The 24143-nt window shown below is 50.0% G+C and carries 20 protein-coding genes; 10 read left to right on the top strand and 10 right to left on the bottom strand.

What is annotated here, in order from left to right; genetic code table 11:
* Positions 1–49: 49 nt before the first annotated feature.
* From KI362_RS00730 to KI362_RS00710, 5 genes are all read right to left on the bottom strand, one after another.
* Complete coding sequence (locus tag KI362_RS00730; protein WP_301624131.1) at positions 50–466, bottom strand: phage tail tube protein; 417 nt, start codon at positions 464–466, stop codon at positions 50–52.
* A gap of 40 nt (positions 467–506) precedes the next feature.
* Positions 507–1970, bottom strand: coding sequence for a phage tail sheath family protein (locus tag KI362_RS00725; RefSeq protein ID WP_301624130.1), 1464 nt, complete (start codon positions 1968–1970; stop codon positions 507–509).
* A gap of 21 nt (positions 1971–1991) precedes the next feature.
* Positions 1992–2846: a hypothetical protein gene (locus tag KI362_RS00720; RefSeq protein ID WP_301624128.1), complete on the bottom strand. Its 855-nt coding sequence runs from the start codon at positions 2844–2846 to the stop codon at positions 1992–1994.
* A gap of 7 nt (positions 2847–2853) precedes the next feature.
* A complete protein-coding gene (locus KI362_RS00715; protein WP_301624126.1) occupies positions 2854–3150 on the bottom strand; it encodes a hypothetical protein in 297 nt (98 codons plus the stop codon).
* Positions 3151–3602: 452 nt separating this feature from the next.
* Positions 3603–4076 carry an ArpU family phage packaging/lysis transcriptional regulator gene (locus KI362_RS00710; protein ID WP_044479483.1) on the bottom strand — a complete coding sequence of 158 codons (474 nt, stop codon included), beginning with the start codon at positions 4074–4076 and terminating at the stop codon, positions 3603–3605.
* 195 nt (positions 4077–4271) lie between these two features.
* Between KI362_RS00710 and KI362_RS00705 the strand changes: the two genes are divergently transcribed.
* From KI362_RS00705 to KI362_RS00695, 3 genes are all read left to right on the top strand, one after another.
* Positions 4272–4631, top strand: coding sequence for a helix-turn-helix domain-containing protein (locus tag KI362_RS00705; protein ID WP_044479484.1), 360 nt, complete (start codon positions 4272–4274; stop codon positions 4629–4631).
* Positions 4632–4760: 129 nt separating this feature from the next.
* A complete protein-coding gene (locus KI362_RS00700; RefSeq protein ID WP_301624122.1) occupies positions 4761–5366 on the top strand; it encodes an ImmA/IrrE family metallo-endopeptidase in 606 nt (201 codons plus the stop codon).
* A 1-nt stretch (position 5367) separates the two neighbouring features.
* Entirely contained in the window at positions 5368–5766 is a 399-nt protein-coding gene (locus KI362_RS00695) for a hypothetical protein (protein ID WP_301624120.1), read from the top strand.
* On the opposite strand, the gene KI362_RS00690 is transcribed toward KI362_RS00695, so the two are convergent.
* The 3 genes from KI362_RS00690 to KI362_RS00680 all read right to left on the bottom strand — a co-directional run bounded on the left by KI362_RS00690 (position 5760) and on the right by KI362_RS00680 (position 9381).
* Complete coding sequence (locus KI362_RS00690; protein ID WP_301624118.1) at positions 5760–6863, bottom strand: glycoside hydrolase family 88/105 protein; 1104 nt, start codon at positions 6861–6863, stop codon at positions 5760–5762. The two genes, KI362_RS00695 and KI362_RS00690, sit on opposite strands and share 7 nt — an antisense overlap.
* Before the next feature lie 75 nt (positions 6864–6938).
* Positions 6939–8483 carry an extracellular solute-binding protein gene (locus KI362_RS00685; protein WP_301624116.1) on the bottom strand — a complete coding sequence of 515 codons (1545 nt, stop codon included), beginning with the start codon at positions 8481–8483 and terminating at the stop codon, positions 6939–6941.
* A gap of 40 nt (positions 8484–8523) precedes the next feature.
* Positions 8524–9381, bottom strand: a complete 858-nt coding sequence (locus KI362_RS00680; RefSeq protein WP_374705612.1) for an ABC transporter permease — start codon at positions 9379–9381, stop codon at positions 8524–8526.
* Between the two features lie 380 nt (positions 9382–9761).
* Here KI362_RS00680 and KI362_RS00675 point away from each other — a divergent pair, with 380 nt between their 5' ends.
* Entirely contained in the window at positions 9762–10646 is an 885-nt protein-coding gene (locus KI362_RS00675; RefSeq protein WP_283248945.1) for a carbohydrate ABC transporter permease, read from the top strand.
* 1476 nt (positions 10647–12122) lie between these two features.
* On the opposite strand, the gene KI362_RS00670 is transcribed toward KI362_RS00675, so the two are convergent.
* Entirely contained in the window at positions 12123–14375 is a 2253-nt protein-coding gene (locus KI362_RS00670) for an AraC family transcriptional regulator (protein ID WP_301624112.1), read from the bottom strand.
* 169 nt (positions 14376–14544) lie between these two features.
* Between KI362_RS00670 and KI362_RS00665 the strand changes: the two genes are divergently transcribed.
* The 6 genes from KI362_RS00665 (at position 14545) to KI362_RS00640 (ending at position 21677) form a co-directional block, all read left to right on the top strand.
* Positions 14545–15546, top strand: a complete 1002-nt coding sequence (locus KI362_RS00665; RefSeq protein ID WP_212938230.1) for a LacI family DNA-binding transcriptional regulator — start codon at positions 14545–14547, stop codon at positions 15544–15546.
* Between the two features lie 119 nt (positions 15547–15665).
* Positions 15666–17087 carry a tagaturonate reductase gene (locus tag KI362_RS00660; RefSeq protein WP_301624109.1) on the top strand — a complete coding sequence of 474 codons (1422 nt, stop codon included), beginning with the start codon at positions 15666–15668 and terminating at the stop codon, positions 17085–17087.
* Complete coding sequence (locus tag KI362_RS00655; RefSeq protein ID WP_301624108.1) at positions 17087–18574, top strand: UxaA family hydrolase; 1488 nt, start codon at positions 17087–17089, stop codon at positions 18572–18574. The genes KI362_RS00660 and KI362_RS00655 overlap by 1 nt, the downstream gene beginning before the upstream one ends.
* 112 nt (positions 18575–18686) lie before the next feature.
* Complete coding sequence (gene uxaC / locus KI362_RS00650) at positions 18687–20075, top strand: glucuronate isomerase (RefSeq protein WP_301624107.1); 1389 nt, start codon at positions 18687–18689, stop codon at positions 20073–20075.
* Between the two features lie 23 nt (positions 20076–20098).
* Entirely contained in the window at positions 20099–20812 is a 714-nt protein-coding gene (locus KI362_RS00645) for a rhamnogalacturonan acetylesterase (protein ID WP_301624105.1), read from the top strand.
* 1 nt (position 20813) lies between these two features.
* Positions 20814–21677 carry a sugar phosphate isomerase/epimerase family protein gene (locus KI362_RS00640; protein ID WP_301624104.1) on the top strand — a complete coding sequence of 288 codons (864 nt, stop codon included), beginning with the start codon at positions 20814–20816 and terminating at the stop codon, positions 21675–21677.
* 1333 nt (positions 21678–23010) lie between these two features.
* Here KI362_RS00640 and KI362_RS00635 read toward each other — a convergent pair.
* On the bottom strand, positions 23011–24075 hold the full coding sequence (locus KI362_RS00635; protein WP_301624102.1) for a Gfo/Idh/MocA family protein: 1065 nt from the start codon (positions 24073–24075) through the stop codon (positions 23011–23013).
* Positions 24076–24143: the final 68 nt, after the last annotated feature.

Here is a 24143-nt window from a genome sequence, read left to right as displayed (position 1 = left end):
CCCTGATAAATCTAAAATTCATATACTGCTTCCGTTCCGTTAACTCCATTTACGGCCCAGTGACAGGGTCGAGCAGCTCGTACGATTCGAAGGTAAACGGCGTCTCCTCCGTAACCTCCTCGCCGGCGGTCCAATTGGCCAGCTGGATTTTATCCGCCAGACAGCCATTCAATTGAATACGTTCAAAGCCATAGGCCTCCGGATCATCGAGCTTATGAATAATCGAGAACTTCTGAAAGCCCCGAGAGATCATTTCCGAAGTCACCTTGTATCCGCTCATCGTACCGGTTCCCTTTTTAAGCCCCAGCTTAAATACGGTATACTCGGTCCCCACCAGGTTCATCTCCCGCTTGTCCATTTCAACGCTGGCCTCGAGATGATTCAGATTGGATTGCCATACCCCATCGATAAAAATCTGGCCGAACGTCCCCATCATAATGCGGCTTGGGTCAAGATATTGTGCCATGCTTAATTCCTCCTTGAAGGTTTATTATTGTTGGTGAAATTTATTGTACATAGAAGGTGCCGAAAATTTGTTCCATGACGTCGGTGTCGTCCGCTGTCCATACCAAGTACACCTGATCATCTTCAGGTTCAAATTGCGAACCTGTGCCGTAAAATCTTGGATCCAGTGCTACGTCGTAGCCGGTAGATTCAATGACATTTTCCAGCGCCAAGGCCTGCAAATATTGCTTGCCTGCACTAATCAGCGCCAGTCTTCCTTCCTCCGTGTTGTTCACCTTGCCAATGTAATTGTCCTCGGCTGTCCGCTGAAGGTCGGCGTTGATCTGGTCAATCACCCGGATTTTGCGGATTTTCTTCCAGCCCTTGTTCTGGCCCTCACGCAAAGTGACCAGGCTGTTCACCCCGCGAAGCACCTTGACGCGTCTGCCATCATGAACCAGCAAAAGAACACCGCCCTGCACCCCTGCTTCCTGCTCGGAACGCGTCCAGCGACGGGTCACATCTTCAAACGGCGATACCGCGTAAGTAGCCGATTCCTTCAAGGATTGCCCGGCAATCAAGCCTGCTGCCCACGCCGCAACCTGTGCAGAGGAATAGCTTCGACCGTTTAGCTTAGCCCCGCTCCCCACATGGATGACCCCCTCGTAATCAAAGGAGGCACTGCGTTGAACCGCCTGTTCGACGGCATTGTCGGCTGTATCCGAGGCTGCGCTTCCGCCAAGTGTAAGCAGAATCCCCTTCCCTTCCTCGCGGACCCGCTTGAGCCACGCTACAAGACTTGTATGCAGGGCCGGATCACTCACACCATCGAGCGTAAGCACATGAAAATCCCTTGTCTCAAAATGAAGCGTCGCAGCCATGTAATCCGCATGGGTAATGCCGGAAATTCCGCTCAAGCCGCCGGAGAAAATCTTGCCTGTGACGTCATCAACGACTCCATCCGCCAGCTTTTCAGCAACAATCCACTTGTTGCCGGAATCCTGATTGATCGCCATCACCGCTTGCTCGGCTTCTCCATCTCCCAATGAAATCGTCCGAAGCAGCGTGCCTCCTTCATACAGCTTCAATTCCTTGATGCCTGTCATCAGGGAATTGGGCTGGATCGATACGGTAAAACGATTGCCGCGCTCTCCCGGATATTTGGCGGACAGCCGTACACAGTCTACAGGCGAAGTCTCTGTATTCTTCAAAGCAAGCTGAGCTGGGGCTGCAGTGCTGTCAGCCATCCGGTAAGCAAGCAGCTTATTCGGCCCTCCAAGCAGGGCCAGATACAGCGTGGTAAATGCTGTTGCTCCTCCAGCCTCGTCCTCCGTAAACAGCTCCCGAATGGCCGTCTCACTGGTAACCTCTACAAACTCCCCAACGGGTCCCCAGTGCGCTTTGACCGGCGCGACAACAACGCCCCGAGCCCCCGGCTGAATCGCCGCTCCTGCTGCACCTACAAAATTCATATACAAACCGGGAAGTACCGGCTGATTCGTTAAACTCCATGTTCCTCCTGCCATTTATTGCACCTTCCTTTTCAATTAGTTTTGTGTTGCGTGGTGAACCTGTCTCATAAGCGGAGCAGCTTCCTTTGAAGAAGCCGCAGACTCATTTCTTGTCAGGGTTACACCCAGCACGCCCTGATCCGATAAAGCATACCCGTCATTAGCGGATGCCGGATTAAGCCGGACATCGCTCACAGTCGCATATTTTCTCGTCGCCGGATCCAGAGCCAACTTGGCCGTTGAGACCAGATGCTCGCTCAGCTTCAACAATCCATAGACCTCTTCTTCCTTGTCTTCTGCCAAAATAAAGGCGTCAAACTGCTTCGCGCATCGGTAACCGGCTCGTCCAATCGGAGTCAAGCTCATGTCTGAGGCGCGCCACAGTATACATGGCCTCTCAGGCTTCACCGGCCAGTCGCTTCCATACACCTTCCAATGTTCCCCCAGAAGATCAGAGCTCCACTTCATCAGCGGCTCCAGCCAAGGATCCCGAGTCCCTTTCCCTGCTTCACCTAATGGTCTTGGAGAAATGGCGGCCAACGATAACGTTCTGATTCTTACAGAAAGTTCGCTGTTGATTCTGTCTTCAATGGAGGCTTCCTGAATCAGAGTCATCCAGACCCCCTGCCCGGATTGAAGCAGCGCCTGATCCAGTACCAAAGCTGTTTTGGCCGTGATTTGATCCAGTTCCTGCTCCTCTGCCGCAGAGCGCCTCACCCAAAGCTCCAGCGTACTCTCCTCCCGCCAGCCCTTCCAAGCGCTTGATGAGTTAGGCTGACGAATAATAACCGCTACGGGTCCTTCCACGAGTGATTCCAGCGGAAATGCTCCGATGAATATCCGCTCAATTTCCGGAACGCTTTCCAGCAACCTGTCCCGAATATGCACCAAGGATGAATCAGATATAACCGTTCACCTCCTGTCCTTGCAGCGATTCCCTTACAGCAATACATCTGGGCAGACTGCAAAATTGACTGCTGCCCTCGAAGCGTCCCCAGACACAGCCTCTGCAGGATGCTGGCTGGCTCCAATCGGGTTCGCTCTGCTCAAAGCGTCTTTCCTCTGGCGGATTCTTGTTATTTTTTCTCACTGCTCCTTGCGCTCCTTCCATAAAGAAAGACCGCTGATAATTCAGCGGCCCTTCCTTTGATCCGGATAATCGGTAGATGATTCTGGGTGTCCATCCGACTTCCACAATATCAATTTAACACGGAAAAAACGCCCTGCATGGACAAGTCCGGGACAATCGAAGGTCAAAAACAGGAACATGTGTTCTGTTTTTATACGAAAATCAGTACAAAAGTTTCCTTACGGCACACGGATATTGAACTTTTGTACGATAATCCATACAAATTTCCCTCTCTAGCCCTTGAATCTGCAGATTTTGTGTGGAAAATCATACAAACGGCATCATTTTTAGTCCAACCGCATCACCTTATACGGAAAAACGTACAAAACCCTCTCTTTGCTTTCGCAATGCCAATACCGACCAAGTGTTTGGCAGCATAAATAATCGCGTAGGCAGACTTCCTGCCAAAAATAAAAAAAACCGGCATATGAGCCGGTCCGGACAATCAATATTTGGAAAAATATTCCCCTATTCCTGATCTGTTTCTATTCTTAATCTGTCTCTATTCTTAACTGCCTCTACTCCTTCTCTTCATCCTTCAGATAGACCTCCAGATTCATGGCCACCGCAAGCAGCTTAATCGCCTCGGCCTTGATTCTTCGATATGTCCGGTCGCTGATTCCCATCTCTCCGCAGCTAATGAAGTCATACTCTCCCTCGGGATCAAAGTAGCTCCGTTCAATCACCTCCCGCTGCATCTTGTTAAGGGACTCCATGGCTTTATCCAGAAGCTCGGACTTCTTCCGCAGCTCCATTTCCCGATCCGCATTCCCCACAGCAGCCTGCTCCGCAGGCCGGCCCACAACATGGGTGGCTCCATGGAATCTCGGCTCATAGCTGAATGTCAAAGCGGCTTCCCTTCGAATCAGTCCGAATTGACGGAACTGACGGATCTCTTCAAGACGTTCTTCTACCGCGGCCCGGGTAGCAGGGATATCAATCGGCAATCCATGGAACACCATGGTCATATGGTAGCTGCGTTTTCTGCTCATCGCTAACCCTCCTGATTATCATCACTCGATCTAATTACCATTTTGGTAATATTAATTACCGAATTGGTATTTTTCTTCATTCTATGTTACCATTTTGGTAATGTCAACTCCCGATTAACCTAAAATAAGGAAAATCCATTTACCAATTTGGTAATCCAGTGATATAATCATCTAAATTAGAAATGAGGAGATAGTATGGCCAATCTGGGAGAGCGCATCAAGCTGAGAAGAGAACAACTGAATAGGACACAGAAGGAGCTGGCGGCCAAGGCCGGCCTGACCGTGGTTCAGTTTTCTCGATACGAAACCGGTGACCGCAAGCCGGATCCCGAAGCGTTAAGAGCCATTGCCGACGCGCTGGATACAAGTGCGGATTATTTACTGGGGCGAACCGAAGAACCCTTGAATGCGGCAAACAAGGCTGAAATGAATCTGTCTTTTTACGGAGGACCGGACGGCTACACGGCTGATGAAATTGCGATGATGGAGGCGGCGCTCAAAGCCTATCGCGAACAAAAGAAAAAAATCCTGGCCCAAGACCAGGAACAAAATTAGAGGAATTCACGTCTATATGTCGAATACTTATTTTTGAGGCATAAGAAGTGATGCCTGAAAGGCCCTTTCGATCAGGGCTATTCTTTTACGCTTTCTCCCGAACATACATTCCCTTTTGGCGGTGATATCATGTTATACTCCTACTATCAGGAGACAGAGCTGGAACAGTGGATTTCCGCAAAATATCTCGAGCACGGAATTGTTAGCTTGGCAGAGCATGATATTGAGCACATTGCCCGAGCATTTGACATAGAACTGGTTTATGAGGATTGTCCCTCTTTTTCCGATAATGAAGACCGGGTTATTTTTCTGAACAAGCATGCGGATGACCTGACGGCAAGAGTCGTCTTCTTTCACGAGCTTTGCCACGTGCTGCGGCATACAGGCGATCAGCGGTCTATGCCTGCCTTATTCCGATGTGCTCAAGAGATCGAAGCCGATCAATTCGTCCTGTATGCGGCAGTGCCGTTCTATATGTTCGCCAAGCTGAATCTTCCGGATCAGCGGCCGGAGGCCATTCCTTTTCTGGCTGAGCATTTCCGCATCCCTTATTATCTGGCCGAACAACGCCTGGACCAGATCCAGCGCCGCGTACTGCATGGAAGCCTCGTGGCGGCAGCAAGAGAAGCAGACCGAAGACGCCAGTTAACAGCTCCTCAGGGCTGGTCTAATGAGACCCGCAAGGTAATGGAGCAATTAGAACGCCAGGTTGGCGGACTTAGGAGGAACAGTTAGGATGCGTATGGCGCTCTACTGCGATTTTGTGACGGATGAGACTCGTCCTCTTCAGCTTATTCTGCGAGCAGATTACGATTTCGGCGGCTTTGATTGGTCCAACATATTGTATTTACCGCTGTCCGGTCCATTTGAACGATTCGAGCCGGAGGAATTCGAGGATCAGCTTGGCGTGTCCGTGCTTCTGGAGGATCTCCTGGTACCGAAGGAGCACCGGGCTGCCTCGGAAGGCACGAGAGCAGACGGAACTCCCCCGCTCCCGAACAAGCTGGGCATCGACCTCCCTCGAATCGCTAACCGACACCCTGGAGCAGAGATCACAATACTCATTATCCAAATTCCGGATGCGGAGGAGGTGTTGGGTTACGGCTGGAGGACCTGGCTGCAGCTCTATCATTGAAGTCCTTCATATTCAGCGCAGGCCTGAATAAAGGCGCCTACTCCTTTAAAATCATTTGTAATTATCGGCTCGCTAATATAGTAAGCAAAGGTGCCGTCACGCCGATCCGAGCCGCCAAGGCCTGCCACCTGACAGTTCTTGTTAAGATTCACCCAGCCTTCCTTTGTCTCAAGGACGAATTCCGTGATCAAGCCCTCAAAGGCCTTGTCTACCGTGCTCCGCCATGCTTCCTGCCCTAGCACTCCAAGCCGAATGCCCTTGGCGAGCGCATACACGATCATGCTGGAAGCCGATGCCTCCAAATAATTGCCTTTACGTCCGCCCAAATTGATAACCTGATACCACACGCCGCTTGCTTGATCCTGATAATTTCTCAAGGCCGTCAAGGCATCCCGAAATATCCTTACCAGCTCGTTATAGTCGCGATGCTCCTTCGGCAGCAGTTCCAGCGTATCCGCCAGAGCCATGACAAACCATCCCATGGAACGGCCCCAGAAATTCGGAGATAATCCGGTGGCAGGATCGCACCAGGGCTGAACCTTCTTCTCGTCCCAGGCATGATAGAGAAGCCCTGTCTCGGGATCCCGTGTATGCTTCTCGCACAGTATAAATTGCTTCGTTACATCCTCCAGTCCGTTCCCGCCTTCAAAGGTCAGCAAGTATTCCAGATAGAACGGAGCTCCCATATACAAGCCGTCCAGCCATATTTGATAGGGATAGACCTGCTTGTGCCAAAATGCTCCTTCCGAGGTCCGGGGATGGGTGGCCAGCTGCCCTCTCAACAGATCGGCTGCTTTTCGGTATTTCTCCAGCCCTGTCTCCTTGTACAGCAAGAACAGCAGTTTTCCATTATTGATATGATCGATATTGTATTCGTCCTGCCGGTAGCCCTTGATGCTTCCATCTTCTCCGATAAAATGATCCATTTGCTCCCGAATGAACCGGAAATACTTGCTTTCCCCCGTCATTTTCCACATGAGAGCAAAGCCCTTCAAGATGACGCCGTAATCATAAGACCACTTGCTGTCATATCCGTTTTCATACAATTTCGGAGTCCGTTCCATGATCGATCTGACCGTTTTGCTTGCCCAATTCATTGCTCCGCAGCCTCCTGTCAAAGAATGACGGTCCTTGCCATAGATCATGGAAGGACCCAATTCGATTTATAGAAATTACGAATTTGCGTCTTTATAAGCCGCTTCGTACTCGCTGATGATTTTGCTGCCGCCTGATTTCTTCCATTTCTCGACCTCGGCCTTGAAGCCCTCCAGGTCGATGGAGCCAAGAATGTACTTGTAGGTGGCATCCGTAATAATCTTTTGAAGCTCCGAGCCCATCATCGTAAATGTTTCTGATTCCAGGGAATAGGCTGGATTGTAGACCGCATATTTCTCATTTTCCAGAATCAGCCTGGAGGATTCCACTCTCAGCGGATCTGCCTCGTGAATGCGGTACCCGGGCTCCTTAGGACGAGAAGCGGAGTAAGGCTGAACCTCTTGCTCCCATTTTTCCTGATCAATGATCGTCACGGCTCCTTCTTGATCCAGCGAATAATGCACGCCTTCAACGCCATAAGTCATCAGGGTGAAAACATCCTCTTCCATCAGGTCATTCACAAATTTCAGCAGCCGTTTTAATTCCGCTTCATCCTTCACCTCGGATTTCGGGAAGGCCATTAATCCTCCGATTCCCCCAGCACCAGCCCAGATTGCCCGGTCACTCTCATTGCCGGTCGAAGTGATATCGTTAATCATCGTTAACTCCATCATGTCTTGAATTCCTTTGGCTCCGTTCAGCAGGTTCTTGCTATCGAACAAAGCGCCAACATAAATCCCCGCTTTGCCTTGATTGAAGCCTTCCTGCTGATCCTTCTTCGCAGTGACCGCAAAATCCTGATTGATATAGCCGTTGTCATACAGCTCCTTCATGTAGTCCATCGTCTTGACATAGCCTTTGGTCTCGAACTCCGGCGTAAAGGTGCCGTCTTCATTCAGCTGCCATACGTTTGGCGTGCCGAAATAGGAGCCGATCGTCTTGAATACGCCGTAGACCAGATCATTCCGGTCAATAAAGCCATAGGTATCATTCTTCCCGTTACCGTCCGGATCCTGCTCCTTGAACGCTTTGGCTACAGCCATCAGTTCATCGGTTGTTTTAGGAACCTCAAGGCCCAAGTTGTCCAGCCAGTCCTGCCGGATAATGACGCCGTTACGCGCTACGTCCTTAAGAAAAGGAACGCCATACAGCTTCCCGCCGATCGATGCTGCCTGCAGCTTCTCCTCAGATATCGCTGCCAAGTTAGGGAACTCACTCAGATAAGGTCCTACTTCCCAGAACATGCCCGCTTTCAAGGCATTACGTACAGACGCATTTTCAAGGATAGTCAGCGTAACAATGTCAGCTAGGGAATTGGAAGCAAGCGCCGTGTTGATCCGCTCTTCCTTGCTGGCATCAGGAATCCAGGAGAACTTGAGCTTGGTATTCGTTTTTTCCTCAATAAGCTTCTGAATGTCGCCCGTTGGCGTAGATGGCGTGTGCAGCAGGTTCATCCAGGTAATATTGAACGGCTCTTCCGCAGCAGGCTCTCCATTGGTTCCCTGCTTCTGGGTGGTATTGTCTTTAGCGGCACCGTTCCCGCCGGAATTGGAACCACAAGCGGAAAGTAATAGAAGAATAACCAACATAACGATGCTAAGCTGCTTCCCATTCAATTTCATCACTTTTCTACCCCTTCTTCATTTGAATTCGAATTGAACGTTAGTAGACGCCTTCTTCTCCGAACTTCTTGGCCAGCTTATTAGAGAGCATGACCAGAATCAGGCCGACCAGCCCTTTAAACAGCCCGACCGTCGTACTGAAGCTCAATTGTCCATTTTTCAGACCGGCTGTATAGATGTAGGTGTCGAAAATTTCCGCTACCTCACGGTTCATGGAGTTAAGCAGCAAATACATATGCTCAAAGCCCAGATCCAGCGTGCTGCCGATTTTCAGAATCAGCAGTGTAATGATCACGGGACGGATGGCCGGCAACGTAATATGCCAGGTTTTTCTCCAGCGGCCGCCTCCGTCGATTTCAACGGCTTCATACAACTGGGGATCGACAACCGTAATGGCTGCCAGAAAAATGATCGTTGACCATCCCAGCTCCTTCCAGATGATTTGTCCGATATACATCGTTCTCAGCCATTCGGGTGCCGTTAGGAAGCTGATTTTATTGAATCCAAGTGAAGCCAGCATTTCATTCACAACACCGCCGTCCATATTCAGAAATACATATGAGATCGATACGATAATGACCCAGGACATAAAGTGCGGAAGATACATCATGGTTTGCACCGCATTTTTAAACCACTTGCTCTGAACCTCATTCAGCATCAATGCCAAGATAATCGGTAATGGAAAGAAGAAGATAATGTTCATGGCGAAAAGAATTAATGTATTCTTTAACAGCATTAGAAAGGTGGGTTCCGTAAATAACCGGATGAAATGCTTGAGTCCTACCCATGGGCTTCCCGTGATCCCGAGAAAGGGCTGATAATCCTGAAAGGCAATGATCAGTCCTCCCATCGGCAGGTATTTAAAGACAATGAAATACACGAGCCCGGGAAAAATCATGAGATACAAAAGCCTGTTGCGTATCAAGCCTTTAAGAACCGGAGAAGACCGCGGTTTGAGTCCGGGATCCAACCTCATTGATGCGGTGCTTGATGCTTTCACTTGATAACCTCCTTGAGCATTCTTGTTTACGTCCCCTAGCGTAATTGAAGGAGGGCATTCCGTATATAATCCTCAGATGACAGCGATTTCAAAACCGTATAGAATAAGGCCTCTCGGGATTTTCATCTTATGCGGTGATTACAAACTAAGCTGAGGAGCATGCTCATTTGGGATGCCGTTTTCAACGTTTCCAAAGACCTGCTTCAAGGATTATATACGGAATCCTTCTTTCATTGTTAAGGTGAAATTGTTAATCGACTAACAAGGAGGATAATCAAGTGGCACAAAGTCTGCACAAGAAACATTCCATCGGTGACCGTATTTTTTCTGTTGTCAATAACACGCTGCTAGCTCTGTTAGCTATAGCCTGCTTATTGCCCTTCGTTAATGTCATCGCCAGCTCGTTTGCTTCAACCCGGGAAATTATCGAGAAGCGGTTCGTATTGTTTCCAACTACCTTTTCCCTGGATGCTTACAAGTATATTCTGTCCACGCCGACCATCTTTCGGGGCCTCGGAGTCTCCATTGGGGTGACCGTAGTGGGAACCCTGCTCAGTATGGCGCTCACCGCTGCTATGGCCTATGGGCTGTCCCGTAGATATTTATATGGAAGGAACCCGATCAATTTTATCATCGTCTTCTCCATGCTGTTCAGCGGGGGGATGATTCCAACCTTCCTGGTGGTAAAAGGAGTACACCTGATCGACTCCTATTGGTCCATGATTATTCCGAGCGCAATTAATGCCTTCAACCTGATCATCATGCGCAACTTCTTCCAGGCCCTGCCGGACAGTCTAGAGGAGTCCGCTAAAATTGACGGAAGCAACGACTTCGGCGTCTTCTTCAAAATCATGCTGCCGCTGTCGCTCCCCTCGATTGCAACCATCTCGCTCTTCTATGGGGTAGCCTACTGGAATACGTATATGAGCGCGATTCTCTATCTCAATGATTCTCTCAAATGGCCGATTCAGGTGCTCCTCCGGCAGATCGTTATCGTATCCAGCGGGATGCAGGGCGACAACAGTGTCGTAGACATCATCCCGCCAGCCCAGGGAATTAAAATGGCCGTTATTGTCGTAGCCACGCTTCCGATGCTGATTGCCTATCCGTTTGTGCAGCGCCACTTCGTCAAAGGGGCTATGCTCGGCTCGGTGAAAGGCTAGGGTCTGGCTCGAGCTGCCTGCTCTATAGAGTAGTGTAAAAAGAAGCCTCCCAAAAAACCTATCGGGTGGCCTGATTGAATTAAGAGACTCGTACTGCATCAATTTTCTTGACTGCGAAGGCTTAGACGTGTAGGGAAAGTAATGTATTAGCATCAGAGAAGAATTGAGGTGGTGCAACGTGTGAAGGGTTGCTACGATCGCTGTTGTTCGCGGATTTCCATGATTGGACTAGGTTCTAACAAAGGAGAAATCCGCTCACAAAGGCGACCGCTCCAAGCTTATGCTCCCGATGCAGCTTTCTTACAGAAAGCTTTTACTTCACAACCCTTCACACTTATGCCCTGGCTACTTCGCCTTTGCAGTTTAACTTCAAATACAATGCAGTTTGCACATAGCTATACCTAAGTTGCATAGCAATAACTGCACTGCTATTAACTTACCTCCCTGCGGCATGCAAGCAGGAGACTACGCCCAGCCTTGAGCTAAGCGCGAATGGAAGCTTGCGCTATTGCTTATGCACGACGTCAATGACCTACCGAGCCTAAAGTTACGCCTCCGCCTCACGATGTTTTGGTCTTACACCGAAACTTTGCCTGTCCTATCAGTACTGAAGCTTTTCTCCGAAATTAACTTGTCCCACTTGATCAGCCTCAACTGGTCGCGCTCCAGTGAAATTTCTTACCTTAAATTCTTCATTTGACGCTCGAACCCACTTTTAGTGAAAAAACTTACCTTAGATCGCCAGTAACTAGCCAAACCCACGTTTTAGTCAACTTTAAGTACAAAAATTTAACTATATACGCATTTCTATTATTCCCACTGAATTTAAGGTAACTTTTTTCACTGGATGAGTACGATCCATATTTTCATGCGGTCCACTAATCACCGTCATGCTGCGAACACGGCGTGCTGAAAGCTGCGCTCGGTGCGAGGTGTGCGCATGCGTACTTGGTGGGTATATTGCTTAATCTACTGAAGTAACCCTCGCTCTACGAGCTTGTTGAAATTGAGGCATTTCCTGTTGATGCGGTGTTGCCTATTTACTGTTAAGTGTGCAATAGTGGAAAATAGTTAAACTCCATTAGGCGAGTTAGAGGGGCAACGTGTAAAGAGTTGCTACGATCGCTGTTGTTCGCGGATTTCTATGATTGGACTAAGTTCTAACAAGGGAGAAATCGGCTCACAAAGGCGAACGCTAACGCTCTATGCTCCCGATGCAGCTTTCTTACAGAAAGCTTTTACCTTTACACTTATGCCCTAACTACTACGCCTTTAAAGTTCAACTACAATGCAGTTTGCACATAGCTAAGCCTAAGCACTGCAATAAACTTGCCTCTGCGGCATGTCAGCAGCAGGATACTGCGCGCAAGCCTTGGGCAAAAGGCGCGCACAGGGCAGATTGTGCGATCCACTTTATGCACGACGTCAATAGCACAACGCGTTTGATAACTTATGGGACAGCCCTTTGCTCTTCGCTCAAACGGCTTGCCTCGATTTGCGATACTCGCCGGGCGTCACATGCTCCTTCTTCCGAAAGGAGCGGATAAAGTTTTGCGGCTTATGATACTGCAGTCTCTCCGCAATCTCGCGGATCGTCATATCTGTCTCGACCAGCCACTTTTTCGCCATTTCCAAACGGTAATTCATTAAGTAATCGCTGAAGGTCGTGCCGAATTCTTTTTTGAAAATATTGCTCAGATAGTTGGGATTATAGTGAAGCCGTTCTCCGATTTGCTCCAGCGTCAGCTCCTGATCATACTCCGACCTCACAATGACCGCGATCTGTTCGGACAGGCTGCGGAATTGCTTGTTCGTCTTATCCTTCATACTCCGAACCATAGGAAAAATAATTTCCTCCACGAGCATGCGTTCAACCTCCTCCGGATTTCTCGTCTCCAGCAACACATGGTACAGCGTGTAATTATCTTGTTTTAACAGCACCTCAATCCCAAGAAGCTGCTCCAACTCGATCAGATTGCTGACGAACCGAACCAGTGCGACCTCGAAATTCAAGGAATTTTTATTCTTCTTCATCATTTCCGCCAGCAGCAAATATAAGGTTCGGCTGACCTGTTCCTCGTCCCCCAGACGAATCGCATCAAACAGCTGGGACTCCAGCTCCATCGGATAATGCAGCATGACAGGCCCTGAGACAACCATCGAAATATCCTCATAAAAAATAATCGATTCTTTTCCCAAATTGAGACGGTGGTGCAGCGCCAGCTTGCTCATTTCACAGGCTTCCTTACTCTCCAGCAAGCTGCTATAGGTTTTACTAAGTCCGATACTGATCGATACCTTCAGATAGTCTCTCGCATTCTTCATGAGAATCGTCGCTTGCTCCAGCAGCTGATGGCGAATTTCCTGCTCGCTTCTGCCTATGAACCGTAATATCGTAGCTTGTGTCTTATCATTCAGAACGATCGGCAGCATCCGCTGGGACGCGGGAATCTGTTCTTCCACCAGCTTGTTGACGGCCAAGAGCAGGATATCCTTCTTTGAAGCCTCGCGCTCGCCAAGATGATCCAGTTGTATCAGCATCGTGACGAAGACACTGTCGTTCATTTGCCGGTATCCGAGCTGGGGCAATCTGGCTGCCAGTTCATCGGCCGAGACGCGGTTACGGAACAGGTTGGTGATGAGCTGGGTTTCCAGCTGCGGCATTTCCGCCTTCAAAAAGCTTTCCATGCTCTCCTTCTCGGTGACGATGGTATCGATGGATTGGATGATCGTCTCGATTTCATTCTTCGATGCCGCTTGCTCATCTATCGAGAGACTTTTCTTAATCTGTCTGATCGGCCTTGTGAAGAAAATGGCTAGGATATAAGCCACGACCGAGATCAGGAGCATCAACACAGCACTCATCGTAATGATCCCGAATTTGGTCAGCTTCAAAGCCCCCGAGATCTCCTGCTGGTCGAGCAGGGTCACATAAATCCAGTTATTATAATCAGATACAGCATAGATCAGCTTGGCCGGCGCCGCATGAGGATCAAGCTCCTTCAGCGATAATATACCGGTCTGCTCTCTTCCCTCTGTAATGGAAGTTAAAATACTTGTAACTTGACCCGGGGTAAGCAGAGCTTCCTCCGGATAGTTCGAATAGATTAATTCGCCCCGCCGATTTAAAATGAATACACTGCTGTCTTCCCCCGTTTGAATCGCTTGATTCAAGGTTTCCAGCGATATATCGGAGAAGGCAATCGCCTGCTTGTTCTTGGAATAGATCGGCAGGGTATTCACGAATCGGATGCCCGTTTCTGTCTTGATCCAGAACAAGCTCTGGTCTTTATTTTCAACGTATGCTTTAAGAAGCTCATTCTTCTCCTGCCTGCTTAAGGCCGACAGTCTGCCATCTGAAATTTGCCAGTCATGCTTCAAGCTGATCAAGGCATAATTGGCTCGCTCCATGCCGATCGTTGCAATGTAGTTGAGTTGCGAGTTTACATTCCGGTAGGCTATAAAGTCCTGCCCGGTAATCGGGTTGTTGACAGCCTCGCTGAAGGAAGTCGTTGTGCTGTACGTGTCGAATGCATACTCAATTGTCCGGATTTGCTGCTCCAGATTGTTTCGGGTCTGGGAGATAAAATTTTGCTTGCTTCCGGCGATCCGCTCATTCACCGAGCTTACAGTGCTGATATAAATATAACTGGCAAAACTTGCGACCAAACCGGTGCCAAGCACAAGAATCGGGATGAAAATCTTATAGAACAACCTTCCTTTACGCATCCATGCCGCTCCTTTAATTTTAATCACTTCTATTATAGCGCTTTCATAAGTCGAGAGACAATGATAATTTTCACGTGTGCAATTCAGTTTTCCCTTGACTAAAAAGGGAATTTAGAACTACAATGAAATCGTTAAAGTCATATCATTTCTCCGTAAAAGAAGAGGTCCTATGGTAACGATTAAAGATATCGCAAAGGTTGCCGGTGTCTCTCATACCACCGTATCCCGGGCATTGAACGGCAATCCGCTGATCAAGAAGGAGACGCGGGACCGGATTGAGAAGATTGCGGCTGATTTGAACTATGTGCCCAATTTCAACGCCAAAAGTCTGGTGATGAAAAAATCGTATACGATCGGGCTGTTTTTCTCAAGCATTGACCAGGGAACCTCCGCCAGCTTCCTCGTGGATGTCATTAAAGGCATCAATCACGTACTGGATGAAAACTACAGCTTAACCGTGCATGGAATTGACAGCATCAAGCACCTTGACGGCATTTCTTCCCAACGGTTCGACGGTATTATCGTCATGAGCCAGAGCGATAAGGATAACGACTTCATTTATCATGTCAAAAGAGTGGGGATTCCGCTTGTTGTGCTGAACCGCCATCTGGAGGACCCGGGCATCATGAACGTGGTATCCGATGACAAGGGAGGCGTCCGTGAGGCTGTGGAATATGCGATTGCCCAAGGACACCGGAGACTGGCCATGATCGAAGGACGAACCGGATTTAAATCCACTACGGAGCGAAAGCAAGGCTTTCTTGACGCCCTGCTTGCTCACAGCCTGGCTTCCACATCCGATTACTTCGTGAGCGGAGACTACAGCATCGAGAGCGGCTATCAAATGATGAACGCCCTGCTTGCCCTGCCGGTACCGCCGACCTTCGTATTTTGCGCTAACGATGATATGGCCATTGGCGCTATGAATGCCTGTTATGCCGCCGAGGTGCTGATCCCGGGTCAACTTTCACTGATCGGATTTGACGACATCGTATTCGCCAAATATACCAATCCGGCACTGACCACGGTCCGCAGGCCCATCGTAGACATCAGCGAGCTGGGTACCCATAAGCTGATCCAGCTCATGCAGAATCCGCAAGCACAGCCTGAGCAATCGCTGGTCAAGACAGAATTAATGATCCGCAGCACGGTATCAACAGTAGAGGCTTGATTCTCTGTCAGAATCAGCGAATGCAATCCTGTTAAAAAAAGAGCGTCCCTCTTTTTTTATATAAAAATGTTCACGTGTGCATTAATCCATTTCATTAAGCGAAGGAGCGAAAACCAAGTATGACTCAACAGCTTTCAAGAACCGCGTATCCCGATTTGCCCGCCTATCCTGAACGCATGATTCAGTTCGGAGAAGGAAATTTTATGCGTGCTTTTGTCGACTGGCAGCTTCAGCAAATGAACAATAAGGGACTGTTCCAGGGCAGTGCTGTCCTGGTACAGCCTCTCGATCAAGGACTCGGAGACATGCTGACAGAGCAGGATTGTCTGTATACGGTTCTGTTAAACGGCATTCTGGATCAAGAAACCGTCAACAGCCGGGAAATCATTACAAGCGTCAGCCGAATTATTAATCCTTACCGGAACTATGAAGCTTTCCTGGCACTCGCAGAAGCCGACGACCTGGAGTTTATTACCTCCAATACGACAGAGGCCGGCATTGCGTATCACCCCGATGACAAACGGGACAGCGCTCCGCACAAGAGCTTCCCGGCCAAGCTGACCGCCCTGCTCCTTCGCCGTTTTGAGCTGGGCAAGAAGGGCTTCATCATCATCCCGTGCGAGCTGATTGACCGGAATGGCGAGAAGCTTCGCGAGATCGTCCTCCGCTATGCCGAGGAATGGCAGGCCGGGGAGGCCTTTATTACATGGGTCAAGGAAGAAAATACATTCTGCTGCAGTCTGGTAGACCGCATTGTCCCGGGCTATCCGAGAGACAAAGCCAAGGAATTGGAGCAAGAGCTGGGATATCTCGACAAGCTGATGGTTACTGCGGAGCCGTTCCTGTTCTGGGTGATTGAAGGTCCGGCTGAAGTGAAAGAGCGCCTGCCGCTGGCGCAAGCCGGGCTTAATGTGGTTGTCACTCCGGATATGACGCCTTATCGCGAACGGAAGGTGCACCTGCTGAACGGCCCGCATACCGCCATGGTATCTCTAGGCTTGCTGGCGGGACTCGTCACCGTCGAAGACGTCATGAATGATCCTGCCTTCTCTAAATTTGTAGATGTTCAGATGAAGCAGGAATTGCTGCCGATGCTCGATCTGCCCGAGCAGGAGCTGCTTCAATATGCGGAAGCGGTACAGGAACGCTTTAAGAATCCGTTCATCCGTCATGAGTTGACTTCTATTTATCTGAACAGCATTTCCAAATTTAAGACCCGCCTTCTGCCTGTATTGATCCGCTATCAACGGGAGCGCAGCCAGCTGCCGAGGCTGACTGTACTGGCCTTTGCCGCATTGCTGTTCGGCTATCAAGGCGGATGCCTTCCGCGTCAAGACGGTCCGGAGGTGCTCGCTGCATTCGATCAAGCTGCTGCCAAGCCGGAGAGCTTCCTAAACGATATCTTAAGCGATGCCAGTCTTTGGGGAGAGGATCTGACGGGAATTCCAGGACTGGTAGAACAACTGCGGGCTGATCTCAAGCAGTTGGAAACGGCAGGAAGCCGGAGTGCACTGCAGCAAGTGATAGGAGGAGAAAGCTAATGCGCAGCCTGATGAAAATGAACGCCCGGGACAATGTAGCAGTCGCCCTGCGTGCAATTACGGCAGGAGAACAGCTTGCTCTCGACGGAAGCACCGTCGAAGCCAGCATGGATATTCCCCGCGGCCATAAAATTGCCTTATCCTACTTCAACGAAGGAGATATCATCGTCAAGTATGGATATCCGATCGGCCATGCCACGGCATCTATTCAAAAAGGCGAGCATATCCATACTCATAATTTGAAGACAAATTTATCCGGTGAGGAATCGTATGAATACGTTCCTGACCTCCACCCGGTCATTTATCCGAAGCGGGATTTGACCTTTGACGGATATCGCCGCAAGAACGGCAAGGTCGGCATTCGCAATGACCTGTTCATCGTCCCTACTGTAGGCTGTGTGAACGGGATTGCCGAAATGATGATCAGCGAATTCAAGAACGCGCACCCGGACCAGACTTCATTCGATAATATTACCGTGCTCAAGCATCCTTATGGCTGCTCCCAACTTGGGGATGACCACCGCATGACCCGCAGCATTCTGCTTGACGCGGTTAATCATCCGAATGCCGGCGGTGTGCTTGTGTTCGGGCTCGGCTGTGAGAATAATATCGTCTCCGAGTTTAAAAGCCTGCTCGGCGAATACGATGAAGCCCGGATTAAATTCCTGGTCGCACAAGAAGTTGGCAACGAGCTGGAGGCCGGACTTGCCTTGCTCGACGAAATTTATGAAGCAGCCCGGAATGATATCCGCGAGCCCGTGCCCCTGAGCGAGTTGAACGTAGGGCTGAAATGCGGCGGATCGGACGGCTTCTCCGGAATTACAGCTAATCCGCTGCTGGGCGCCTTCTCCGATTTCCTGATCTCGCAGGGCGGCACTACCGTGCTCACCGAGGTGCCTGAAATGTTCGGCGCCGAGAAGATGCTGATGGCACGTGCAGAGAATAAAGAAGTATTCGAGGACATTGTCTCGCTCATCAATAACTTCAAGCAGTACTTCTTGTCCTATGGCGAGCCGGTCTACGAGAACCCTTCTCCGGGGAATAAAGCGGGAGGCATCAGCTCCCTTGAGGATAAATCGCTGGGTTGTACGCAAAAGGCAGGAACCGCTCCGGTCGTTGACGTACTGCAATATGGCGAGAAGCTTCGCAAAAAGGGCTTGAGTCTACTGCAAGCTCCAGGCAATGACCTGGTTGCTTCCTCGGCGCTTGGTGCAGCCGATTGCCAATTGGTGCTGTTCACGACCGGCAGAGGAACACCGTTCGGCAGCTTCGTTCCAACCGTCAAGGTTGCCACGAATAATGAGCTGTATGCGAACAAGAAGCACTGGATGGATTTCAACGCCGGACCGCTGCTGGAGACACCTATGGAAGAAGTGCTTGAGCAATTTATTGAATACATTATCGCCGTTGCGAGCGGGCAGCCAACCCGAAATGAACAGAACGATGTGCGGGAATTAGCTATTTTCAAAACAGGAGTTACTTTATAAAAGTTGAACTTATAAATAGAAGCACTTCACACGTTGCCCCTAACGTACAAAGTATTAGTTCAACTTTATAGTCATCCAAAACCATATCCCATTTAAAGGAGTCTGACACGACATGTTCTTGAATGATAACTTTCTACTATCTACTGACATTGCCCAAGCCTTATTCCATAAGCATGCTTCGCTAATGCCGATTATCGACTATCACTGCCATCTGGATCCGCAAGAGATTTATGAAAACAAACCGTTTCGCAATTTGACCGAGGCCTGGCTTGCGGGAGACCACTACAAGTGGCGGTTGATGCGGGCTAACGGGATTCCGGAGTCCCATATTACCGGAGACGCTTCGGATTACGACAAGTTCCTTGCCTGGGCTGATACCGTACCCAGAACGATCGGCAATCCGCTGTATACCTGGACTCACCTGGAGCTCCGCCGCTTCTTCGGCATTGATAAGCCGCTGAACCGGGAAACGGCGCCGGAGATTTGGAATGAAGTTAATCAGCAACTGGCTTCCGAACCGTTCAAGCGCCGCAATATTATCAAGAATTCAAACGTCAAGCTGGTCTGCACCACAGATGACCCTGTAGATTCACTGCAGTATCATCAGCGGCTGGCTGCAGAAGAGAAGGATTTTCGTGTCCTCCCAACGTTCCGCCCAGACAAGGCGCTGAATATTGATGCTCCCGGCTATGGAGACTGGCTAAAGCGGTTGGAGTCGGCGGCCGGTCAGCCGATTCATTCCTTTGCCGATTTGACGGCGGCACTGAAGAATCGGGTCGGCTATTTCCATGATCACGGCTGCCGGCTTTCTGATCATGCGCTCGATGTGCTGCGCTATGAAGCAGGAGATGCGGATACCGTGGAGGCTATTTTCCGAAAAAGACAAAATGGCGAGACGCTGACCACTGCTGAAGTGACCATATACCGCACTGAACTGCTCTCCGCGCTCATCAGCTTCTATCGTGAGTTTGACTGGACGATGCAGCTTCATATTCATGCTTACCGCAACAACAATACCTTGATGTTCAAACAGCTTGGTCCGGACACCGGATACGATGCGCTCAATGATCTGCCGATTACGGAAGCGCTCTCGAAGCTGCTTGACCGCGCGGAGAGCGGAAGCGGCCTGCCTAAGACGATTCTGTACTCGCTGAATTCGAAGGATTACCCTGCCCTGCTCACACTAATGGGCTGCTATCAGAAGGAAACGCCTGGCAAGCTGCAGCTAGGCTCAGGCTGGTGGTATAACGATACTCGCAGCGGCATGCGCAAGCAGCTTGAGCTGTTCGCGGAGCATAGCCTACTCGCAGGCTTCGTCGGAATGCTGACGGATTCCCGCAGCTTCCTCTCTTATACCCGCCATGAGTATTTCCGCCGCGTGCTATGCGAGCTGATCGGCGAATGGGTAGAGCGCGGCGAAGCTCCAGACGATGAAGCCCTGCTTGGACAAATGGTCGAAGATATTTCCTACCGGAATGCCGCTGGCTATTTCGGGTTCTAACAAAGCGAAAAGGAAGCATGATGATGAAGCGAACCTTGTTCATTGCCGGCGATTCCACAGCGGCGCTCAAAGGCGCCTCCGAGAAACCGATGACCGGCTGGGGAGAATATTTGCAGGGTCATTTCAATTCTTCTATAAAAGTTAAGAACTGCGCAATTAACGGCCGCAGCACAAAGTCCTTCCTGAACGAAGGACGGCTTGAGGCCATTGAACGTGAACTGCAGGCTGGGGACTACCTGTTTATCCAGTTCGGACACAATGATGGCAAGCAGGAGGATCCCGCACGATATGCCGATCCGGTCCGCGAATATCCGGGCAATTTATCTCGTTTTATAGAGTTAACACGAAGCCGCGGGGCGACTCCGGTCCTGCTGACCTCGGTCAGCCGCCGAAAGTTTCTACCGGACGGGACGCTGGATCCGCTGGCAGTCGCCGAATATCCGGAGGTCATGCGCCAGGTCGCCCGGACTACAGGGACGATATTATTGGATATTTTTGCAGCATCTCAGCATTTGTACCGCCGGCTTGGTGAAGAGGCCTCCCGCAGGCTGCTTATGCATTTGCCGCCTGGCGTCCATCCTAATTACCCGGATGGCATTCAGGATGACACGCATTTTTCGGAGGAAGGAGCTTGCCAAATCGCCGAGCTGGTCGTAGCAGAGATTCGCTATGCCGATGCGCTCTCTGTTCTGGCTGCCGAGCTTCGACAAGTCGATGATAAAGGGGGAAATGACTAAGATGAATCAGAGTCCATCAGCCTCTTATCCTCCGCTTCATTTAGGCGTTCGTGCCCATGATTTCGGGGTTCTTCCCCTAGAGGAGCTGCTGGCCAGGGTGAAGCATTATGGCTTTACCCATGTCCAGCTCGCCGTTCGCAAGTCCTTTCCGGACAGCGTCCCCAAGGCAGCGGGATTAAGCCCGGGCACCGCCCAGTATTTCGGAAATGCCTTCCGGCGGGCTGGCATCCATATTACCGTATTGGGCTGTTACGTTAATATTATCGCCCCCGATCCGGTTCAGAGGGCGGAAGCGCTGGATAGCTTCGCTGCCCATCTAAGGCTGGCTCGTGATTTTGGGGCAAGTCTGGTGGGCACTGAAACCGGCAGTGTCGGGGCGGGATACACAAAGGACAATTTTACCGTGGAAGCTTATCAGGCGGTTGTCCGTGCTGTGCGGACAATGGTGGATGAAGCCGAACGCTTCGGGGCTACAGTAGGAATTGAGGCAGGACAGAATCATCCGCTTCATTCCGCTCCATTGGCACGCAAGCTGCTGGAGGCCATTCCCTCCAACAATCTTCAGATTATTCTTGATTGCGCGAATCTGATGTCTCCGGATAACAGCGCGCGTCAGGCCGAAGTGGTTGCCGAGGCCCTGAACTTGCTTGGCAACCGGATCGCAGTCGTTCATCTCAAGGATTATAAGCTCGACAACGGCAAAATCGTTATTGTTCCCCCCGGTCAAGGCGAGTTGGATTTTAGGCCGATCCTGCGTTACATGAAGTATGAGCGGCCGCACATTCATGGCATTCTGGAAAGCACGCCGGAGAGCCATATGGCGGACAGCATCGCTTATCTTAAGCAGCTGTATGAAGAAGTATAGACTATCGCGTGGATACCATTCGACGCAAGTTCCTGCGACTGTGCAGCAACAGCCTATATAAAACTAACCAGTGATTGCCGCGTGCCGGGGGCAACGTGTGAAGTATGCTTACGATCGCTGTTGCTCGCGGATTCCTTTGATTGAGTAAAATCTGAAATGGTAGGAATCCACTCGCAAAGGCGAACACTTACGCTTAATGCTTCCGAAGTAGCTTTCTTACAGAAAGCTTTTAACACTTCACACTTATGCCCTTATTACGCGGGTTCTTTGGTTCGGCTTTATAGTGCTGATTGCATCGCACTCTCTCTATGACACAGATACTCAAAGCAGGTAAATAGGCAACGCCGCATCATCATTGGAGATGCCCCAATATCAACAATCCCGCAGAGCAAGGGGTATTCCAGTGGATTCTTGCAAAATACCGACCATGTACGCATGAGTACACCTCGCACCGAGCGCAGCTTCCAGCGCGAGGTGTTTCGCGGCATGACGGGATCGGTCGATGGCATGAAAATACGATCATACGCATCCAGTGAAAAAAGTTACTTTAAATTCAGGTGAAATGGCGGAAATGCGGATATAGTGAAATTCTTTCGCTTAAAAATGACTAAAACGTGGGTTTGGCTAGTTACTGGCGATCTAAGGTAAGTTTTTTCACTAAAAGTGGGTTCGAGCGTCAAATGAAGAATTTAAGGTAAGAAATTTCACTGGAGTGTGATCGAAATGTGGCTAGTCAAGTGGGGAAAGTTAAGTTCGGTGCAAAGAAGGTCTGTGGGATAAGCGAAGTTTTCGCGCAAGAACAGAGCATTGTGAGGCAGAGGCTCATCTTTAGACGCGCGGTATGCCCTTGGCATCGTGCGTAAAGCTAAGCGCGCAAGCTGCCATACGCGCGCTTAGCCGAGGCTTGCGCACGTAATACCTGCTTGCATGCCGAGGCGGCAAGCTTATTGCAGTGCAGCTATGGCGCAGACATGTGTAAACTGCATTTTGTAGTTAAACTGCAAAGGCGAAGTAGTTAGGGCATAAGTGTGAAGTGTGCTGAAGTAAAAGCTTTCTGAAAGAAAGCTACTTCGGGAGCATATGCTCGGAGCGTTCGCCTTTGTAAGCGGATTTCTACCTTGTTAGAACTTAGTCCAATCATAGAAATCCGCGAACAACAGCGATCATAGGCATATTTCACACGTTGCCCCTCTAACTCGCCCTCCAATGTTTAACTGTCTTCCTGCTATTGCACACTTCCCTGCTATTGCACACTTCCCTGCTATTGCGCTCAAGCAGTAAAAGAGGGTGCCCCGATCATCTGCGATGACTTACGGGACACCCTCCACATAAATTAGTATTGATCAAAGTCTCTGATGGTCTCGCCGGTACGGCCGCCTTCAAAGATCGCCTCGATCAGGTTCAGCACGCGAAGCACCTGATCGTTCTTGACGATCGGCTCAGCTTTGCCGTCGAGGACATCCGCAAAGTTGTCATAGAAGCTGGAAGGCTGACGGAAAGGCTCCGGCAATACGCCCGTAATCGTCGCTTCCTCCGATGGCGGAGCCATCGTCTTGGTCAGGCCCACACCTGCCTGAATAGGCTTCGGTTCCACATGCTCCACCTCGCGGTTGCGGGTAACCGTCCGGCCGGTCATCGACCAATCCTCGATAATTCCGGTGCCTTCGGTTCCCTTCACATACCAGCGTGGAAGTGTAATAAAGTTCGTTGTGCCGACTTCAATCAGATAGGAGATCCCATTCTCGAATTGAATCGTCGCTTCGAAGCCATCGTCTACTTCATCACCCAGAATAAAGCTTAATCTGCTGCTTACGCTCGTTATTTTGCTGTCGATCATGAACAGCGCCTGATCCAGCAAGTGCACGCCCCAGTCGAGCAGCATGCCGCCGCCATGCACTTCCATGTGCCGCCAGTCACCCGGGATGCCGTTCGCTCCATGCACTCTCGACTCGATCCGGAACAAATCCCCGATTGACTTCTGATCGTACATTTGCTTGATAATCAGAAAATCCTCGTCCCAACGGCGGTTTTGATGCACCATCAGCACCTTGCCCGCTTGCTCGGCTGCCGCTGTCATTTCCTCGAACTCGCTCACATTCATCGTCACCGGCTTTTCACAGATGACATTCTTACCGGATGCGAAGGCACGCACCGCAATTTCCTTATGAGAGTCGTTCGGTGTGGCAATCACGATGGATTCCACCGTTTTGTCCTCCAATACCGCTTCCAGACTTGGGTATGCCCGGTACCCGTCCTGCGTAGATGCCTCAGCGCGAACAGAATCTATATCATAGGTTCCTACAACCTTGACGCGCTCGTTATCCTTAATCAATTTTGCATGGTAGCTTCCCATGCCGCCGTAGCCGATAATGACCACAGAATGACTGTTTTGATGCATCTGTTCAATACCCCTTCCAAATGTCCAAAATCCAATTCTGACAATTCGTCCATCGATGATACAGCTTC

Source organism: Paenibacillus apis (assembly GCF_018333295.1).
Taxonomy (GTDB): Bacteria; Bacillota; Bacilli; order Paenibacillales; family Paenibacillaceae; genus Fontibacillus; species Fontibacillus antibioticophila.
The sequence above is the reverse complement of the archived record's forward strand: the minus strand, read 5'-3'. Positions and strand labels throughout refer to the sequence as shown.